General features: G+C 37.1%; 12 protein-coding genes. 3 read left to right on the top strand and 9 right to left on the bottom strand.

The features are described from left to right. Positions 1-2: 2 nt before the first annotated feature. The 6 genes from HEQ28_RS11580 to HEQ28_RS11555 all read right to left on the bottom strand — a co-directional run bounded on the left by HEQ28_RS11580 (position 3) and on the right by HEQ28_RS11555 (position 6,904). Positions 3-704, bottom strand: a complete 702-nt coding sequence (locus HEQ28_RS11580; RefSeq protein ID WP_434502587.1) for an ABC transporter ATP-binding protein — start codon at positions 702-704, stop codon at positions 3-5. A 19-nt stretch (positions 705-723) separates the two neighbouring features. Beyond that, positions 724-2,115, bottom strand: coding sequence for a DUF5687 family protein (locus HEQ28_RS11575; protein WP_434502585.1), 1,392 nt, complete (start codon positions 2,113-2,115; stop codon positions 724-726). Between the two features lie 105 nt (positions 2,116-2,220). Beyond that, a complete protein-coding gene (locus tag HEQ28_RS11570; RefSeq protein ID WP_434502583.1) occupies positions 2,221-3,186 on the bottom strand; it encodes a glycoside hydrolase family 43 protein in 966 nt (321 codons plus the stop codon). Then, positions 3,186-4,283: an endo-1,4-beta-xylanase gene (locus HEQ28_RS11565; RefSeq protein WP_434502581.1), complete on the bottom strand. Its 1,098-nt coding sequence runs from the start codon at positions 4,281-4,283 to the stop codon at positions 3,186-3,188. Before HEQ28_RS11565 ends, HEQ28_RS11570 begins: the two co-directional genes overlap by 1 nt. Positions 4,284-4,288: 5 nt before the next feature. Then, the gene (locus HEQ28_RS11560) at positions 4,289-5,704 is read right to left on the bottom strand and encodes an MFS transporter (RefSeq protein WP_434502579.1); all 1,416 of its coding nucleotides are present in this window, start codon (positions 5,702-5,704) and stop codon (positions 4,289-4,291) included. A gap of 12 nt (positions 5,705-5,716) precedes the next feature. After that, entirely contained in the window at positions 5,717-6,904 is a 1,188-nt protein-coding gene (locus HEQ28_RS11555; RefSeq protein ID WP_434502577.1) for an SGNH/GDSL hydrolase family protein, read from the bottom strand. A 179-nt stretch (positions 6,905-7,083) separates the two neighbouring features. Here HEQ28_RS11555 and HEQ28_RS11550 point away from each other — a divergent pair, with 179 nt between their 5' ends. The 3 genes from HEQ28_RS11550 to HEQ28_RS11540 are packed head-to-tail and all read left to right on the top strand — an operon-like array spanning position 7,084 to position 14,539. Continuing rightward, positions 7,084-10,965 (top strand): hybrid sensor histidine kinase/response regulator transcription factor, encoded by a 3,882-nt coding sequence (locus tag HEQ28_RS11550; protein ID WP_434502575.1) that lies wholly within the window; start codon positions 7,084-7,086, stop codon positions 10,963-10,965. Positions 10,966-11,013: 48 nt separating this feature from the next. Beyond that, positions 11,014-12,954: an alpha-glucuronidase gene (locus tag HEQ28_RS11545; protein WP_434502573.1), complete on the top strand. Its 1,941-nt coding sequence runs from the start codon at positions 11,014-11,016 to the stop codon at positions 12,952-12,954. A 7-nt stretch (positions 12,955-12,961) separates the two neighbouring features. Next, on the top strand, positions 12,962-14,539 hold the full coding sequence (locus tag HEQ28_RS11540; protein ID WP_434502571.1) for a DUF5597 domain-containing protein: 1,578 nt from the start codon (positions 12,962-12,964) through the stop codon (positions 14,537-14,539). A gap of 5 nt (positions 14,540-14,544) precedes the next feature. On the opposite strand, the gene HEQ28_RS11535 is transcribed toward HEQ28_RS11540, so the two are convergent. From HEQ28_RS11535 to HEQ28_RS11525, 3 genes are all read right to left on the bottom strand, one after another. After that, on the bottom strand, positions 14,545-15,720 hold the full coding sequence (locus HEQ28_RS11535; protein WP_434504459.1) for a GDSL-type esterase/lipase family protein: 1,176 nt from the start codon (positions 15,718-15,720) through the stop codon (positions 14,545-14,547). Between the two features lie 314 nt (positions 15,721-16,034). Continuing rightward, positions 16,035-17,516 carry a SusD/RagB family nutrient-binding outer membrane lipoprotein gene (locus HEQ28_RS11530; protein ID WP_434502569.1) on the bottom strand — a complete coding sequence of 494 codons (1,482 nt, stop codon included), beginning with the start codon at positions 17,514-17,516 and terminating at the stop codon, positions 16,035-16,037. Between the two features lie 38 nt (positions 17,517-17,554). Beyond that, complete coding sequence (locus HEQ28_RS11525) at positions 17,555-20,746, bottom strand: SusC/RagA family TonB-linked outer membrane protein (RefSeq protein ID WP_434502567.1); 3,192 nt, start codon at positions 20,744-20,746, stop codon at positions 17,555-17,557. Between the last annotated feature and the right edge of the window lie 610 nt (positions 20,747-21,356).

Here is a 21,356-nt window from a genome sequence, read left to right as displayed (position 1 = left end):
CATTATGCTCCGAAATACTCTTCCAATTCTTTCATTGCACTACCCTCTTCATTCTTCAAATCCTTAATTACTTGTCCTTTTTCTAGCAACAATATTCTTGTTGATATATCAGACACAAAATTAAGGTTGTGGCTAGACAATATAACAGTCATACCAAATTCATGACATGCACTCTGTATCATCTTTGCAATATTTATCTGTGAAGAAGGGTCTAGATAATTAAATGGTTCGTCAAGAAGAAGCACCTCTGGATTAATGATCATAGCACCAATAATACCTATTTTTTGACGATTACCCTCAGAGAAGTCACGAATATACTTCTTTGTACCTAAGATTTCATCATGCATCAATGAAGAATAATTTTCAAGTCGCTGATTGACTGTTTCTGTAGGAATATTGTAGACCTTTCCTATAAATGTGAAATATTCCTCTGGCGTATAGAAATCTATCAAGAAACGTCCGTCAATAAACGAGCCCGTATATTGTTTCCACTCCTCAGTTTCATTAACCTTTAAACCATTACTATAAACACAGCCGTCATCAGTCTTTATTAAATCAAGAATAAGACGCAATAAAGTAGTTTTTCCAGCGCCATTATTTCCAACTAATCCAACCAATTCGCCTGAACCAAGAGAAAGTTGAGGTATATCCACAACGGTTTTGTCACCATATATCTTTTTAAGATTTTCAATCTTTATTTCCATATTCGTTTTATTTAATTATTTATTCACAGAAAGTTTCCATTCTCTTATATCTTATACTCATAAAGCGATTAGCTAGCGACTTGAGAACGATTCTATGCAGAAGCAAAGCTATTATTCCAAGTAAAGCCACGATAGACTCTGCAATATAAATATTATTAATCAAGAGCATAATCGCAGCATAAATTCCCATTGGTATAAATATTGCAAAACTATAGAGATGGATTGCCATGTTAGCACCTTGATAATTGAAGAATGCCGAAGAAAATAGATCTAAACGCTTTGAAAAAAGACACGTTGGCATCATTATAATGTTAACGATAGCACAGAAGAAGAACGTTGCTACGAGCAGGTCTATGCCCCAATAGCCCAAGAATAGTCCCGGAATATAAGGTATAATCATGACAAGATTGATAAGCATCAAGAAATAATACTTTGTACATAACATCTCGTAAATAGATATGGGCTTTGTCATGATACCATGGAAGAAATTACCCTCAACACCAAATACCCACTGTCCAAGCAACATTGATGGGAATGCCATAGCGAACATCACAAATATAGACAAACCGCCAGCTCCTATTCCATCATCGCTATGAAGAGACAATGCCTGAGCATATACCTGAAACATGAAAACCAAAGGAATGAATATCATGCCCTGACGAAGACGCTTTGAGCGAAACACACTGATATACTCCATACTGAACAACGATACATCACCAAGGCTACGCACTTTTGAAGTATGAGTTTTCTGCTCATTATAGTGTTTTATGCTACACATATACTTATACAGACACAACAAGAAGAGCAGCGTTATAATAATCATGCCGAAAATTGCGACTATATCAATATTGAGCCCAACAGACACAGCATAAAAGACTGAAGCGACAATATAATATACAAGAAGTCCTATGAACAGAGGCAATTTATACTCCCATCCCTGAGCTTTACGCAGACATGTAAGCATGAGTCCATCTGTTATGCTGACACAGAAAGCAAGCAAAAAGGTAAGAAATGCATATCCTATTGGCATAATGAAACACGAAATACAGAAAAGTAGCACAGGATTAACCCAATTCCAATAGTCAGCAAGGTTCATAATGATAAGAAACTTATTCCAAGAACTTTCTAAAACGGGACGTGACTTTAGGTAATCATCCATTCCAGCAGCTTCCTGCTTCATTAGCAACTTCATCAGAATACCCATCACAGAAAAAGTCATGACCAACGGAATTGCAATTTTCTGAGTTATATCATTGTGCATATTAAAATTACCGTCCTTACGTATTTGTACGTAAGCCCCGATGATACCAGAGATAATGATAAACAGGATATACAAAAGCCACCCTAATCTTTTCCAGTCAAAGGTTCGTCTTTTTTGTATCCACCAAAGATTTAAAAGTGTTTTCAACATAAAATGTGCATCTTTTTAGTGACTATTCGTTTTGTCACAAATAATATTAAGTTGCAAATATAAAAAAAATCGACAAGAATATTGCCGATTTTTCAATTATTTTGATTATTCACTTTCCATTTTGATAATATTTCCTTCTTCATCATAACTAAGCGGAATAACTTTCAGGCTTCGCAACCATGTTGTATCATTGCTTGGAACACAGTCATGATGAAACAGATACCATTTTCCCTTGAACTCAGCTATACTATGATGTGTGGTCCAACCAACAACAGGCTCAAGTATCACGCCCTTATAGGTAAATGGCCCATAAGGATTATCACCAACAGCATAACATAAATAATGAGTATCACCAGTACTGTAACTAAAATAATACTTGCCATTATACTTATGCATCCAACTAGCCTCAAAGAAACGATGAGGATTATCTGCTGTAAGTGGCTTGCCATTTTCGTCAACAATCAGGACTGGTCGTGAAGCCTCACTAAACTGCAAAACATCATCTGTCATCTTTGCGACACGACTTGGCAACGGAGCTTCGTTCCCTTCAGGGAGATGCTCACACTTCAAGGCCTTATTATCCTTATACCATTGAAGCTGTCCGCCCCAAATACCACCAAAATAACAATACACGCTACCGTCTTCATCCTTGAACACACAAGGGTCTATGCTATATGAGCCACGTATAGGATCAGCTTTAGGCACAAACGGTCCTTCAGGAGTTTCTGAAACAGCAACACCTAAATGAAAGACTCCGTTATAGTCCTTAGCGGAGAATATAAGATAATACTTGCCATTCTTCTCAACAACATCATTATCCCACATCTGCTTCTCTGCCCAAGGCACGTCTTTCACATCAAGTATAACACCATGATCTGTAACAGGTGCTGTCATAGGATCATCGCCAAGAGATAGAACATGATAGTCTTGCATTTGGAAATGTCCGCCGTCATCATCGAAACACTCTCCGCTATCCCAGTCATGAGACGGGTAGATATATAGGCGACCGTTGAAAACATTAGCAGAAGGATCTGCCATATAATCCTTTGGAAATAAATATCTTGATTTCATTATTTAAATAGTTTTATTATATCTTTTACTACAGGTTTCACATTATATTTTCTGTCTAAAAGCAGACTATAGTTCGTACGTCCAGGAACAGGCCAACCATTAAGCCAGCTATCAGCATCACTAACGCCCCATAGGGTAACACGACTTATCTGATCTTTATGCTTAGCATAAATCTTGAAGAATGCTAGATAACGCTCGTTGAAAAGCTTTTCAGCACTCTTCGTAAGTCCATTTACATAAGGATTAAGGATCTTATCGTATTTAAATCTTTGACTAATATCAGCACCTCCGAAATGTTGTGGACTTGGAAGCATATTTATATCAAGTTCTGTCATCATTACCTTTACTCCACAAGCAGCAAACGAATCAATAGAAGCTTCATAATCATTTAGATTTGGATAATCAGTACCATTATGACTCTGCATACCTACAGCGTCGATGCGACAACCTTTTGCCTTTAAATCACGTACAAGTCTACAAACAGCATCGCGCTTACCAGGCTTTGACATAGAATAATCATTATAATAAAGTTCAGCACTAGGATCAGCTTCATGAGCAAACTTGAACGCCAACTCAAAATACTCAGGACCTATTATATTATAATACTGAGTTTTACGATAACTACCGTCATCCTCAAAAGCCTCGTTTACAACATCCCATCCTTTTATGCGCCCCTTATAGCGGCTCACAACATTTGTAATATGATGATAAAGTCTATCGATCAATACTTCACGAGTTACTGTTTTCCCATCATTATCCTTAAACATCCACCTAGGTGCTTGAGAATGCCAAACAAGACAATGACCAGTAACAACCATATTATTATCCTCGGCAAACTTCACCGTAGCATCAGCATCCTCCCATGAATAACGGTTTTCTTCTGGATGAATAGCCTCGCCTTTCATGCAATTTTCAGCAACTATAGCGTTAAAGTTATCAACTATAGCACTCTTCACCTTTGGATCCTGACTATATATGTTCCTTGTGCTCACAGCAGCACCAATAAGGAAATGTTTTCCTATTGTCTCTTTCATTGTCTGTGCCAAAACGTTAATAGTCAAGGCAAAGCATGCTACTCCCAAAATAATTTTTTTCATAATATCTAGTCTTTGTTATTACGTTTTTCTATTTCCATATTTATATTGTCGATAACCTCATCTGTAAGTTCGTATTTCGAGATTATAAAGATTGCTAACAACAAAAGCATAGCTGGTATAATACATACAAGCCACAATATTCCATGCTGTGCAAAAGCACTCTGACTGATTGCATTTGACTTATCAAAGCCAACAAAGCTCAAGATTAGTCCTGGAACTACTCCACCAAGCGCCATGCCTGCTTTATAAAATATACCAGTAAGTGCATTAACAATTCCGCTTATGCGGCGACCTGTAGTATACTCTCCATAAGAAATAACTTCTGGAACCAAAGCCCACATATAGCCAGTCGCAACTATGACACCGGTAGACTTGACAAACTGAGCAACATATACGATCCATATTTGACTGCGCAATGCTGGAATAATAGAAACCACATACAACAATCCCATTCCGAAAATTGCTATACCTAAAAAGACATAAAACATCTGTCGTTTTCCTATAGCTCGCTTTATTGCAGGAACTAATGGCATAAATATGAATGCTGGAGCAGAGCCCAACCCCATAAATATAGCCATTTCAGTAGGTGTGCCTTGTACATTGTATATCATATAATAACTTCCAGCAGAGTTACCAATCGCCATCATGGCAAAAGCAGTGATATAGAAAAAGGCCAATATTCGTAAAGGACGATTACGCACAAACTCAACCCAAAGGTCACTAACCTTTACACTTGCTGTTTCCTTTTTGTCCATGACAACACGTTCGTGTGACTGAGTAAAACAAAAAACGAGGAGTACCATTCCAATTAATGCGTAAATAGCCATGGTAATAAACCATGCACCACCATCTTTCTTTGTATTAGTAAGACCATCAGGAGAAAGAAAAGCCACAATGATTGGAATGCCAAGAGATACTGCGAGTCCACCAAGGTTTGCCATAAACATTCTTACAGAAGTAAGTATTGTAATCTCATCTGTATCACGGGTCAGACTAGCATTAAGAGCACCATAAGGTACATTGACCAAAGTATAGCACATTGACATACCTACATAAGTGATATAAGCATACATCAATGAACCAGAAAATCCATTCCAGAAACATAATATGGCAAAACCAGAGAGCGGTATACCTCCCAATACAAGATAAGAACGATATTTGCCCAATTTCGGACTATGCTTATCAACAAATGTTCCAACCAAAGGATCCCACAGAACATCAACAAGTCTTACTATCAAGAACATTACCGCAACAGTTGCCGGATCTAGACCAAACACATTAGTATAGAACAGCAATAAATACATACCAATAGTCTGGTATATAAGATTCTGAGCCAAATCTCCGGAACCGAAACCAACACGCTGTAACCAGCTTAATTTATAAAATCCTTTCGATTCCTGCTTTGTCAAATTTGTATCCATTTATTATATTATTTATTTTCCTTTTATTATTTCAGCAGCATAACGCCCCATTACCTCATATCCTGAAGGATTCAGATGCAACCAGTCTGAAGAATATTCTGAGCGTAGCTTGTGAATATCAGATGAATCACGCACTAATTGATCAAAATCAACGATTCCATCGAAGTCTTTGCTATTTCTTATCCATTCATTGACAGTCTGCCTAGCAGCCTCATGAAAAAGGCTATACCATCCATTTCCTTTAAACGGTGTTATCGTTCCCCCATATACTTTTATACCTTTCGCCTTTGCTTTTGCTGCAAGTGTCTTATAAGCTTCAATAAGTTCTGCCGCAACTTGCTCACTATTTCCATTGCTGCATCCGATATCGTTAGTTCCCTCAAAGATTATAAGATTGGTGACACCATTCTGAGAAAGTATATCCCTATCAAACCTCTGCAATGCAGGCTGGCTTATGCCACCACGCAGTACGCAGTTACCACCGATACCAAGATTAAGAACTCCGTAAGGACTTTCTGCATTCAAGGAATACGACATAAAATCGGTCCATCTATTCTGCTTGTTTGTTGTTGTGCCACGACCATCAGTAATTGAATTGCCCAAAACAGCCACAACAGGAACATTATCAGCCATTACATCTATTGCAGAAATATTATACCAATGTTCTACCTTCTCAGAATTTTCGAAATCAGACTTTGCATTAGCCATTCCTTTTATAATATAAGATGTTGTGCGTGAACCACGATGCGACGTAGCATTTTGAGGTGTTTGGGCACCATAACATACAGTTATTGCTAAACGCTGTCCTGATTTTAGATTATATTTTATAGGATCAGACCAGACTGTTTTTCCTGCAGGAATAGTAACTTTTTTCTTTCCGGAAAAGTTTAGACTACGAGACGTTTTTATATCGGTCTGCCAACTATCACCAAGAGCATCAGCTATAAATACTGAATTTATCTCAACAGGCTGTAAACTGAACTCATTAGACAGTTTTAGTCTTATTGGCGAACCTGCAAAAGATATGTGTATAATATTTCGAACAGAACGATTAGAAAGACTGTTTGCAGGCATATCTCCTTTTCCAGTGAACTCAGGTGCTGTTGCCCAAGAACCTGTCCATTTATTTTCTTGTGCATTAGATTCCTGAATATTCACAAGAAAAAACATCAATAACAATAAACCAAATATTTTTTTCATGCCATTATAACTTTTATTTTTGCAAAATTAATAAATACATTAAAAAACAAAGTAGTTTAATGTAACGAGAACATTTTGATTTGTATCATTTTTCCCATATAAACACATTTTAAGAATGAAACATTTTTGATTTTAACTGGTTTTCACTAAATTTGCAACATACACCAATAAATAACTACATGAAACGCATACACTACATTATGACATTCCTTGGTCTGTTGATAACAATAATCGTTATGGCAGATAGCAGCAGGCTCTATACATCAGAAAAATTGTCGAGCAGTCTCATAAACTGTGTTACTCAAGACAAATACGGTTTTATGTGGATTGGTACGGAATATGGACTAAGCAAGTTTGATGGTTACAAATTCACTAATTATCTGCATAACAGCAAAGATACCACCTCAATTGCTGACAATATCATATCATCTTTCCTCGTAGACAAAAAAGGAAGGTTATGGATTGGCTGTGCAAAGGGGCTTATGCGCTATAATTCTACAAACGACAACTTCGTACAATACCATTTCCCTGATGGGAGGAAACCAAGAATTTACGACATGATAGAAAGTAGAAACGGTGACATTCTTATGGGTACTGCAGGATTCGGACTATACTCTATTAAAAGAGGTACTGACAAGATAAAATATGAGAAGCAATATTCCACAAGAGATTCCAACATGTTCTACACACATATATTCGAAGACAGTCATGGATATCTTTGGCAAGGAAGTCATTTAAGCCGATTTACACGTTTCAGTAAATATAAAGGAAAAATAAAAGTCACTTATTTTGATTCACCATGTGGGGCTCCTGTAAATTTCTACCAAGACTGGAAGAACTCTATGATGATTGTTTGCATGTTTGGAATTGTAAACTATGACTACACAACTGGAAAGATAACTGATGCTGGATATAATTTCGGACCATATAAAGGAAACATCACGATAAATTGTTCGAAATTCGATAAAAGCGGCAATTTTTATATCGGAACATCAGAATGTGGAGTACTAATGGCCCCTGCAGGAAGTAGGACTTTTACAGCATTTGAAAACAACAACAGCAGTAAGTTCAACCTTAGCACATCATGGGTGAATGATATTTATGAAGACAAGAGCCAAAATATATGGATTGGTTGTTATAAAAAAGGATTATTTCTAATTAACAACCAGAAAATGGCTTTCAATAGTTGGAGTTTCTCTGATCAAAATTATTCAATTGGAAGCAGCGTATCTTCACTTGCTCCAGGAAACGATGGAAGTATTCTGTGTACGGTGCAAAACAGCGGAGTTTATAAATTTGATCATGCAGGCAAGATTGTCAATCACCCTAAATCACCAGCAGGAACAAGCATAATCTATCAGGACACATGGGGACGTTACTGGGTTGGTACAGGAAACGCTCTATATAGTTACAATCCAGAAACAGGAAACTACAAACAAGAAATGAAGTTTGCCAGTGCAGGAATATACTGCATCACAGACGATGGAATGGGCAAATTATACATATCTGTATATAGTAAGGGGTTATACATTTATGATAGCAAGACGCATAAAGTTAAGATTCTAGACATGAGCATGACGTCGCCACACGGAATGTTATGCAACGATTGGATTAGATCCTTGAGGTTCGACCGCCAAGGGCTTCTGTGGATTGGCACTTCAAATGGCGTTGCTTGCCTTAACACCCAATCTTACACCTTCGACAATTACGGTTGGAATTGCATATTGCGCAATTCTCAAGCAAACTATTTATGTGAAGACGATTGGGGCAATATGATAATAGGAACAGATGAAGGACTATACATATATTATCGTGGTTTAAAGAAATTAGCACCATTTCCACATTCATCAGTACTTAGCAACAAACAAATATGCGGTATAGTAAAAGATTCGCATAATAACATTTGGGTAAGCACAACAATGGGGATATGGCAATATGACCACCATACAGAGAAATTCATAGCCCACATTAATGGAAATGGTCTCCGCTCTCATGAATATACATTAGGTGCAGTAATGCAATCGACAGACGGGCGCATAGGATTTGGAAACACGGATGGAATCACTACTTTTTATCCTGACAACGTAATTAGTGACATTACAGAAATGGGAGATGTACATCTTACAAATTTCATCATTTATGGCAAACATATGGACTATACCAAGAACAAATATACGGTCCCATATTCTGAAAACAGTTTTACTCTTGAATTCTCGCTATTAAACTATAAAAATGCAGAAGATGTATGCTATCAATATCGAATAAACCGAGGTGAATGGAATTCTACTGACGAAGGAATAAACTCCATTCCTTTTAACAAGCTCAACCCTGGCAATTATCAGATTGAGGTAAGGGCTAGCTGCAACGGCATTGTTTCTAAGAATACAAAAGTAATAGATATCACTGTGGAGTCCCCATGGTATGCTACAACATTGGCATATATAATGTATGCCGCACTGATAATCATACTTATATATTTCATATTCAGATATTATGAGAGACGTAGAACGGCTGATCTTGAAGAACAGAAGATGAGATTTCTCATTGATGCCACTCATGACATACGCTCTCCGTTAACATTGATAATGAGTCCATTGGAAAAGTTGAAACGTAAGATTACTGATATTGACAGCTTAGGAGAAATAAATATCATTGACCGCAATGCTCAAAGACTTTTACTGTTGGTAAATCAGATTCTTGACGAACGGAAAATCGACAAAAATCAAATGCAGTTACACTGTGATGAGACTGACCTAGTGGAATTTACTCGCAACATAATTGCTTTATATTCATATAATGCAAAAGAAAGAAACATAAATATTTCTTTGGAAGCTTCGCAGAAAAAGATAAATGTATGGATTGATCGAATTAATTTTGACAAGATTATTAATAATATAATGTCAAATGCGATGAAATATACTTTCGACAATGGGACCATAAATGTTTTAATAACTTGTGACAACTCAAAGGCGACACTTAAAGTAACAGATTCTGGGATTGGAATAAAGAACGAAGATGCAGGAAAATTATTTGATCGCTTCTATCAAGGAAAGAACACAACTGGCTTCCATTTTGCAGGGACCGGGATAGGTTTGAACTTATGCAAAGCGTTGGTAAACATGCACGGAGGAAACATAAAGGCATATAATAGATGTGATGGGCAAAAGGGCACATGTATGGAAATAAATATTCCACTTGGAAATGCCCATCTTAAACCAGAAGAAATAGAACCAACCGATAACGACTACGTAAACGAAATTGCATCGCAAACACATAAGAAAAGCGCAAATAAAGATTTTAGAATCTTAATCGTTGACGACGACCACGAAATTGCGACATATATTATGAACGAACTTGGCGGATGGTATAAGTTCGATTATGCGTCAAATGGAAGAGAGGGATTAAGCAAACTACTTTCTTCAGAATTCAATTTGGTTATAAGTGATGTAATGATGCCTGAAATGGATGGTATAACTATGCTTAAAAAGATAAAAGGAAACTGTAAGATTAGCGATATCCCTGTAATACTTCTTACCTCAAAGAGTGATGTTGATAATCGTCTTGAAGGATTAAAACGTGGCGCTGATGCTTTTCTTGCTAAACCATTCAGCATGGAAGAACTACATATTCTAATTGACAATCTGGTAGATAACGTCAGAAGACTTAAGGGTAAATTCTCAGGTGCATTGGAGCAAGAAGATAAAATGGCAAAAATAGAAGTTAAAGGTAACAACGCTATGCTTATGGACAAGGTGATGAAATGCATAAACGAAAATATCAGCGATCCAGACTTTAATGTAGAAAAGCTAGTCGAAAGTGTGGGTATGAGCAGAGCGCAACTACATCGTAAGCTGAAAGAAATTACAGGTGTAAGCACCGGTGAATTCATAAGAAATCTACGATTAGAGCAAGCTGCACAATTGATCATTCAAGGAGAAATCAATATATCTCAGGTAGCTTATGCCGTAGGCTTTAATAATCAGACCCATTTTTCAACTGTATTCAAAAAGCACTTTGGAGTAGCCCCATCAGAATATTTTGAGACGAAACATAAAGAATAGGATATTATAAACTAAGTATAATATAAAATTATTGATTAATTTTGCAACATGAAGAAAACAATACTGTTATTTATATTCTTTGCTATTTGCTCCACGATAACGGCGGAAGACGGGCATAATCTGTGGTTGAGATATGAGACGCTAAACAAAGCTCATGTAATTGCACCGAAAGGTGGAAAGACGATGCTGATTGCCATTGATGAATTAAAGAAATATTGGAATGGCAAAGACATAAAACTCGTAATTGACAAAAGTTTAAAAAATGATGACGGATTTATTTATGATGCAGATTCGATTTGCTCTCATTCAGAAATCGGCTTACTATATGGTGTTTATGACGCGCTAAGAATACAACAACTTAGTACAAATAGTAATACAGGAGGGTATTCTGCTCCAAAATATTCACGACGAATTCTTAATCATTGGGATAACATCGACGGAAGCATAGAACGTGGTTATGCCGGAAAAAGTATTTTCTTCTCTTCTAGACTAAAAGGCAATGACTGGGAAAAACGTATTATTGAATATGCACGAGCAAATGCATCTATTGGAATAAACGGCAGTGTACTAAACAACGTGAATGCCTCTCCTAAGATTTTAACTAAAGTATATCTTGATAGTATAAAAAATATCGCTGATATAATAAGACCTTACGGAATAAAAGTTTATCTATCTGTGAATTTCGGTTCACCAATGGCTTTGGGATATACTAAGACTGCAGATCCACTCGACGTAACCGTTAAAAATTGGTGGATTAATAAAGTGAACGAGATATATTCTTTAATTCCTGACTTCGGTGGATTTCTTGTAAAAGCTAATTCTGAAGGACAACCTGGCCCATTTGATTACGGACGCACTCATGCCGATGGTGCAAATATGCTTGCTGATGCACTAGCCCCTCATAAAGGAATCGTTATGTGGCGAAGTTTTGTATATGGCGCAAAGCACAAAGGCGAAGACAGAGTGAAACAAGCTCTTAATGAATTCAAAGATCTTGACGGCAAATTCCGTAACAATGTAATACTTCAGAGTAAGAACGGACCACTTGATTTTCAACCACGTGAACCCTATGCTCCGATCTTCGACAATATGAAGCAAACTAAACAAATGGCAGAGTTCCAAATTACACAAGAATATACAGGACAAAGCAAACATCTAGTATATCTTGCAACAATGTGGAAAGAATTTTTCAGCTTTGTATCTCCAGACTGCCTTGTTGGTATAGCAGGTGTGAGCAATATAGGAGATGATACTAATTGGTGTGGACATCCTTTTTCACAAGCTAACTGGTATGCATTTGGTAGACTTGCATGGGATCCATCTCTTTCTGCCGATTTAATCGCTCATGAATGGATTCAACAAACATTTGGACAGAACATTAATGAGTATGCTATAGGCGACATGATGCTAACAAGTCGTGAAGCATGCGTTGACTACATGATGCCTCTAGGTCTCCACCATATATTTGCATTCGACCACCATTACGGGCCACAGCCAGACGGATACAAAGCAGAATATCCAATAGAATGGTACCCTGTATATTATCATAAGGCCGACAAAAATGGTGTAGGATTTGACAGATCTTCAAAAGGCACGAATGCAGTATCACAATACAGAGAACCATACCGTAGTATGTTCGACAATCTACAAACTTGTCCAGATGATTACTTACTATGGTTTCATCATGTGCCATGGGATTACAAATTAAGAAATGGAGACACGTTGTGGGATGAACTATGTGGACTATATTATAGAGGCATAGAACAAGTTGTATCTTTTCAAAAGATTTGGCAAGACGCTCAACCTTATGTTGATGAAGAACGTTGGTCAAAAGTAAACTTGTTGCTTCAAGTGCAATTAGACAATGCTAAAGAATGGCGTAACTATACGCTAAAATACTTTCAAACTTTTTCGAAACAACCAATAAAATACGATTTCACCGGTGTTAGTTTTATGCCAATATCAGTTAGCAGCAAGTTAAGACAATAATACCATTATGAAAAGAATAATATTTATTATGGTTACAATGCTAACGTGTTTTACAGCACAATGCATTGGACAGGAAATGATTTTAGGTGGTGAACTAAGTAATTCTGCAGCAACGAATATTGCAGACATTGATAGTTCGATTTCTAAGGCCGTCAAGACTGGTATTAATACTGTACTAGTACCTGCACAATGGGACTTAATTGAACCTACAGAGGGGACATTTGATTTTTCACTAATCGATGAAACCATTAATATTGCACGAAAAAACAATATTAAGGTTATATTTTTATGGTTTGGAGCATGGAAGAATTCTATGAGTTGCTATGCACCGATGTGGTTTAAGGAAGACACAAAACGCTTTCCGAGGGCAATTACAGAGAAGGGCAAAAAGATGGAAATTGCATCAGCATTTTCTGAGAATGTATTCCAAGCTGATAACACAGCATTTACTTCTCTCATAAGGCATATTAAAAAAATAGATCCACAGAAGGAGACTGTCATAATGATCCAAGTGGAAAATGAGATCGGTATGCTTGAAAGTGCTAGAGACTATTCAGAAATAGCAAACAAGGAATACAGCAAAGGTATATGGCGGAAAGAGTTAAATCAAATCGGATTTCATACAGAAGGCAAACTTTATGAGGACGAAGCATTTCAAGCTATCTATTATGCAAAATATGTAGAAAGACTAGCCCAAAATGCAAAACAAATCCACAACATACCTTTATATGTAAATGCAGCCATGAATAGTCGTGGACGAAAGCCTGGAGAATATCCATCAGCTGGACCATTAGCCCACCTCAGTAAGATATGGAAGACTTATGCACCAAGTATAGACATGATGTCACCAGACATCTACGATGAAGGCTTCAAAGAGTGGGCTAAAAAATACGATTTCAATAACAACCGTCTATTTATTCCAGAAAGTAAATGTTGCGCAAATAGCGGAGTAAGAGCTTTATATGTTTTTGGTGAACACCATGCTTTGGGATATAGCACTTTCTCTATTGACACTGCTGAAAAAGAAGCAATAGAAAACTTACAAGGTAGTTATTCGCTACTTCGTCAGCTTTATCCTATTATGACGCATAAAAACAAAAAAGATATCCACGGCGTTCTTTTTGATAAGACTGACAATCAGCGAATAATTAAAGATGACAACATCACAATAACATGCAGACACTATTTCACTTTACCTTGGGATAAACGTGCAACAAATGGTCAAGAATGGCAAGAAGGCGGCGGAATAATAATTAAACTGGCTAAAAATGATTATCTGATCGCAGGGAATGGAATTGTCGTGTCTTTTCAAAACAACGACGAGATTCTACAAAACAAAGAAGAAAGACTTGGCGAAGATGGGTTCATCATTAACGGACGCGATGATGATTCAAGTAGAAAGAACTCATCACAATTTAACGGGAAACGCTCGGGGATTGGATATGTGGACGAAGTTACAATAAAAACAGACGGCAAAATTGAATATCTTCGCAGACTGAACGGTGATGAAGATCATCAGGGGCGACACGCTAGAATATCTGTAGGAGAATGGAAGATTCTACACATAAAATTATACGAGTATTAAATCTTTCATTTAATTATACTTGCAGCATATTCGCCCATCAGCTTATAACCTTCCGCATTAGGATGCAACCAGTCACTTTGCAAATTCTTTTGCATTCGGCTGTGATCTTCAGGATTACGAAGAAGCTCATCAAAGTCTAAAATACCATCAACTTTTTCCTTTTGTGATCTAATCCATTGATTTACGGTTTCACGAGCTGCATCATGGAATATAGAATAATATCCTGCACCCTTAAAAGGAGTAATCGTACCAAGGTATACTTTAAGTTTTCTTTCCTTAGCCTTCTTAATCATATCATCATAAGACTCTATGAGTTGCATTGCAACAGCTTCACTGTTACCTTTGACCGCAGCACCAATATCATTTACACCTTCGAAAATAATGACGGCGTTTAAGCCACGTTGTTCCAATATATCATGGTTAAAACGATTTTTTGCTAACTCTCCGAATCCTCCAGGAACAACCACCCTATTATTACCAATTCCGAGATTCAATACACCAAAATTAGTTATATGATATTTATAGTGAAACGTCTCAGACATAATATCTGGCCAACGATTTTGCGCATTGTCAGTGCTATTTTTCCCATCAGTAATAGAATTACCTATAATAGCGAGACTCTTTCCTGTTGAATCAAATACATCTATTGCGGCAATATTAAACCAATGGTTTTCACGGAATGCCTTTGAAAAATTACTATCAGCATTCGTCACACCACGCATAATATAACTTGTAGTACGAGAGCCCATATGTACTGTCGGGGATACTGGTGCGGAAGTATAGTTGATCGTTATTGACAAACGCTCTAAAGGTTTTAAGTCATAAACCAAGGCATCACTGAAAATAGACTTGCCAGCTGCAATTGTTACCTTATACTTATTTCCAAACTTCAAATATTTGGCAGTTTTAGCTTCGACAGCAGAAGAATCTTTAGCATGAGCAATATATACAGACCGTATCTCTATAGGTTCATTAGAAAGTTCATTGCTGATTTGCAATCTAATTAATTTCCCGCCAATAGAAACTTTCACAATTTGCCTGACAGAACGATTTGACATATTATTGTTATAAGGCATATAAGCCTTTACTACTGGTTGTTGCGCAGTTGCCCAAGTACCAACCCAATGGTCACCTATAACATCCTTAACTTGAGCATTCACAAATAGCGAAGCAAACAACATCAATATTAATAATACTTTTTTCATCTTTTTACCTTATTTCCTTTCGACACATTCCATATACACAAATAATAGCGAATCATCAAGCTTGCTTGAATGTTATGCCGAGTGCAGTTTATCTTATGCAAAGATAACACAAACGAGTGCAGAATCATCAAGCTTGTTCGAATGTTATGTCGAGTGGAGTTTATCTTATGCAAAGATAACACAAATTTTCGGATAACAAAAAAGGGGCTGACAAAAGTCAGCCCCAAGATCAGAGAGAGATAAGACTGGTCTCGCGACCAATCATCTTATCTACAGATTTTTTATTTTTATTATTTACCACCTGCCCACCATACTGGGTCAGTAAATAGATAATTACCAGCAGAGCTACCAGAACCAAATGCTGCAGCAACATTAGGATTAGATACAACATCACTCTCGCCATAAGGCATGCGAAGTGGCCAACGATTCACATTTGCTTGAATATTCATTGGGTTAGTTAATGTTACATAGTATGCACCATCAGCATAACGGCAGCGACGAATATCATTATATGTCTCAAGCTGTTCATCGCGAGTCTGCGCAATGTATTTTTGTACCATAATTTCCTTCAAAGGATTAGCTGCATAACGAGTTTCGATGGACTTAAGGTAGTCTGTTATCGTAGCATCATCAACTGAAGATCCACTAGCTACAAAATAGTCATTGAATGACGCAGTTACTGCAGTTTCAAAATCAGCCTTTGCATCTTGAGTAAGACGAGCCTTAACCTCTGCTATAATAAAATACAATTCAGATTTACTGAACACATGAAGGTATGCAGCTCCGTTATCCAACCATGCAGGATAATTTACCGTTTGAGTCATCATTGCTTGAGCTGAATTACCAGGTTGACCTATAATAGGTTTATCTGCTCCAAATCCATTTGTATTATAAAGAGCTTCACGAGGGTCTGCACGATCAACAAGAAGATCATCAACTGTCTTTGAAGAACCAATATAAGAACGACTCCAATGATAAGCAGACCAAGCATTATCAGCTGTCTTACCATTAAAGATGTCGAGTTTTGCTCCATCAAAACCTGCAGTTATTGCAGCCTGAGCCTCTTTAAGAACATCGCTCAAAACATTCTTGTTAACACCATAAGTATGAAGTAAATATCTAGCCTTAATAGCATGAGCAAGTCCAGACCATTTTTTCAAATCATTTGCAAAAAGTAGATCCTGAGTTGTTACATGTTTACCCCCTTTAGCAAAATTAACTTGTGCATCATCAAGAAGAGCAAAAATCTTATCATAGATTTCTTTCTGACTATCAAGTTTTGCTTTTTTCGTACCATCAAAGCTTTCTGAGCAAGGAATATCACCATGCAAGTCAGTAAGAATACCCCAATTAAGAGCTTCCAGAGTTTCTTCCATTCCCAACAGGTCATAATTTCCAGCATTTACTCCACCATCAGCACATTTTTCTTTTATTGAAATAAGATTTTTGAGATTTAAATATGTAGAGTTCCATTCATTACCAAATGTTGAACTTGCTGCCATTTCTCCAAAGTCACGCACCTCAACATTCTTCATCTGGTTATTACCTGTTCCAAAAAGTTGTTCTGTGTAAGAAGACACATACCATGCGTAATTACCACACAAAGTGCTATATACAGTAGCAACCTCAGCGTCTGTGATTTGGAATTTTCCATTTACGATATCGACACCTGGATGAGATTCATCCGTATTAATTCTGTCCATCGTATCCTCTGAACAAGATACCGCTAGTGTTGATGTCAGAACCAATCCTAAAATATATTTTAATTTCATAATTGTCCCTTTTAAATTATTAATACCATTTATTTCCTTTAGAAAGTAAGTTTAAACCCACCACCAAAGCTTGATGTATTTGGAACAGAGAAGCGCTCAAAATAACCACCCATATTACCATTACCCTGTGAACTTTCTGGATCAAGATTAGGCATCTTAGACCAAAGGAGTACATTGCGAGCAAATGCATATACAGAGATATCTAAACCGCCAAATTTAGGCAACTTATAACCAAGAGTTACATCACGTAGCTTCCAGAAACTTGTATCATAGATACCAGCCTCGGTAACATTGTTGTAAGCTCTATAATACTCTTGACTAGCTACCTGAACCGTATTTTTCTTGCCTGTCGCAGCATCTATACCTTCAGCAACCATAGTTCCTTCGTGGTAAGGAAGAGATTCCTTTGTAACTCCGAAATAATTCATTGTAAGAAGTGTTCCGTTGTACATCGCTCCACCTTTCTGCCAATCAACAGTAGCTGTAAGAGACAAATTCTTATAATTAGCTCTAAGATTAAAGCCCATATTAAAGTCAGGAGTACACTCACCAAGGTTTACACTGTTTGCAGTTTTCTGAGGAAGTCCATTAACCAAAAGTAACTGTCCATCATCAGTACGCTTAAATGCATAACCATAAATATTAGGATATGTATATCCTGCCATTGCACGAATCTGTGGTTCTACGAAACCACCAAGCATAATACTCTCTACACCATCGGCAAGTTCTTTAACCTGATTCTTTATCTTAGTAAAGTTAACTCCTAAATCAAGGTTGAAATTTTTATTCTGAACAACAGAAGCATTAAGTGACAATTCATGAGACCAAGTTGTCATTCTACCAGCATTTGTTCTAAGATATTGATAACCTGTACTACCAGCAGTTGGTACATCAAAAATTTGGTCTTTCACGTCTTGATAACTTAGAGTATACTCTATCTTAATTCTATTATTAAAGAAGTTAAGATCTGCTCCAGCTTCCCAGTTTGAAGTATTCTGTGGCTTCAAATTTGGGTCGAATTTCACATAATACGGAGTATATGTTGTCGCACCACCCATTGGATAGCTAATTGGAGTATATGTATACATACCACTACCATAAGAAGGAACATACATATAATTATTATAATATATACCAGCTTGTCCTACCTGAGCAAAAGAGGTACGCAACTTACCATAAGAAAGGATGTGGTTACCTTTCAGTGCAGGAAGTTCTGTGAATATCCATCCTAAAGATACAGAAGGATAGAAGAAGCTACGATTGCCACGTGGCATTGTAGAAACCATATCATTACGTCCTGTTACAGTAAGGAACAACTGATCACTCCATGTAAGTGAAGCCTGACCAAAGAAACCAACTGTACGCTCTTGTGATTTATATTCACTCCAAGAATTCATTGTAGAAGCATTGCCAATTGTTGGTTGACCGTAGAATGCCAAACCAGAAGCATCATAATCCCAATTACGTCTATATTCATGATTGAATTCTGAGCCTAAAAGGAATCCAAAATCCCATTGTTTTTCTCCACCCAATTTTGCAGTAAAATTAGCTGTGAACAAGTTATTGAAAATATTTTTCTCAACACCATAATTCTCTACTTCTCCCTTAGTATTATATGCTGAGCCAAGTTCTGCCTGAGTAGTGTTATTAGTTGTATAAACATCTAAACCAGCCTGCTCACGGAAGACCAAATTATAAGCATCGCTCCAATTTATCTTAGGACGATATTCTACGTATGCATTACCAAACACGCGGTTAGTATGCTGAAAGAATTCATCATTATGAGACCACCAATAAGGGTTATTGAAGTTTGTAGAGCGGAATAAGATTTGGCTTGTTGGATCACCAGGAGCATGATAAGGGGTACCCTTCAAATTGTATTCTGCTGGAGCTGAATAAACAACATTCATGATACCATTATTTGCACCAGGAGCAGAAGTTATCTTCACAGAACTATAGTTAGCAGAAAAACCTGCCTTCCACTGGTCATCAATTTGCCAATCTACAGCACCACGAGCACCAGTACGTGTCATACCAGTTGAAGGAACGATACCCTTCTGATAAGTATCATTCACACCGAAAGAATAACTAAGTTTATCCTTGCGCTGAGAAATATTAAATGTGGAATTTTGTGTGAGACCTGTATTAAAGAAATCGCCAACGTTATCGTAAACTTGAGGAGTAGCCCAACCGCTAAGACCAGCCGCTGCATACTTAGGGTTATAGTATTGTCCCTCATGCTTTCCGGAAGCAGTATATTTATTAGTAGTATTACCACCATAAACTGGATCATTTGCAAGATCAGAAATCTTAGGTCCCCAGCTCATAGAAGTTGTAGGGTCATAAAGAATATTTGCCGAATTGTAAGCTGTTTTACCATCAAGACCCACTCCTGTACCTTGTGCATACTCTGTTTGGCGCTCAAACTTACGACTCAATGTCTGTGCACTGATATCTGTAGAGAACGAAATAACAGGCTTAGATGTATTTTTACTACCACGCTTTGTTGTAATAAGAATTACACCGTTTGAAGCACGGATACCATAAAGGGCAGACGCAGCCTGACCTTTTAATACATTAATTGACTCAATATCATCAGGGTTGATGTCTATTGAACGGCTTGCATTATCAGCACCTGTCACAGATTGACCTGTTGAAAAGTCAGGAGTAGAAGATATTGGCATACCATCTACAACATAAAGAGGGGTGTTGTTTCCATCAAAAGAACGCGCACCACGAATCATAATTTGTGCAGAAGCACCTGGTGCACCTGATGATGTACGAATATCAACACCAGTAAGTTTACCTTGCATTGCACTTGCCAAAGAAGATGTTCCAGAAGTATTCAAATCTTCAGATGTAAGCTCCTGAGAAGCATATCCCAGAGCTTTTTTCTGACGAGTAATACCCATAGCTGTAACAACAACTTCGTCGAGAACCTTATTATCAGGTTCCAAAGCAATTTTTACTGAACTAGACGCTGCAACAGTCTTAGGTCTCATGCCTAAATAAGAAGCGACAAGTTTGCTTCCTGTTGGTGCTGTTAATTGGAAATTACCATCAACGTCTGTTACTGCACCTGTCTTAGTACCTTGAACAAGGATTGACGCACCGACTATCGGTTCACCGTCATCACTTGATACTACCGTACCAGACACTCTAATCTGTGCCAGTGCCATTCCTAAATTTAGGAACAAGCAGGCTAGAAACACTAAAAGTCTCTTTTCCATAAAGTCTCTCTCTTTAAAGCTTAAAAATTACAAAGTCTCTACTTAGACTTGATAAAATCTGTTTCTTTTCTCGCTTAATTAATTTTATTAATGTTATCGGGCACAAAGTTAATGAATGTATAATCAATCTCCAAATATTTTGTGCAAAAACTTTCATTTAGAAGCAAAAATACCATATTTTGGTTACATTTACGCATACTTACCGTATATTTTGCAACTTCTTATAACATCAAGAATGTTAAATTATAAACAATTGATAGTTCGTAAAAGATTTAATATATCGAAAAATTGAATAAAATATAGTCCTCTAAAAAATAAAAATAGCAAGTAGTCATGGCTCTTCGTCAATTAAGGGGGAGACATCCTGAGCCCTACTAAAAAAGTTTTTTTAATGCCACTAATGTCATAATGTCACAAACCCTTTGTTTATCGGGCTTCAGCCAGTGACATTAAGTGACATTATAGGGATAAAAGTGACATCAAACTCCAAATCACACCTGTTTTTCGCGTTTTTTTCGCAATTATGCAATACATATATAGACGTTTTTTCGTTTATGATGATCTGTACCAGTCTTCATGTATGCCACACATCGTAATATGTTTAGCTTTT

Origin of the sequence: Prevotella sp. (assembly GCF_051059605.1) — a bacterium.
Classification (GTDB): Bacteria; Bacteroidota; Bacteroidia; order Bacteroidales; family Bacteroidaceae; genus Prevotella.
The sequence above is the reverse complement of the archived record's forward strand: the minus strand, read 5'-3'. Positions and strand labels throughout refer to the sequence as shown.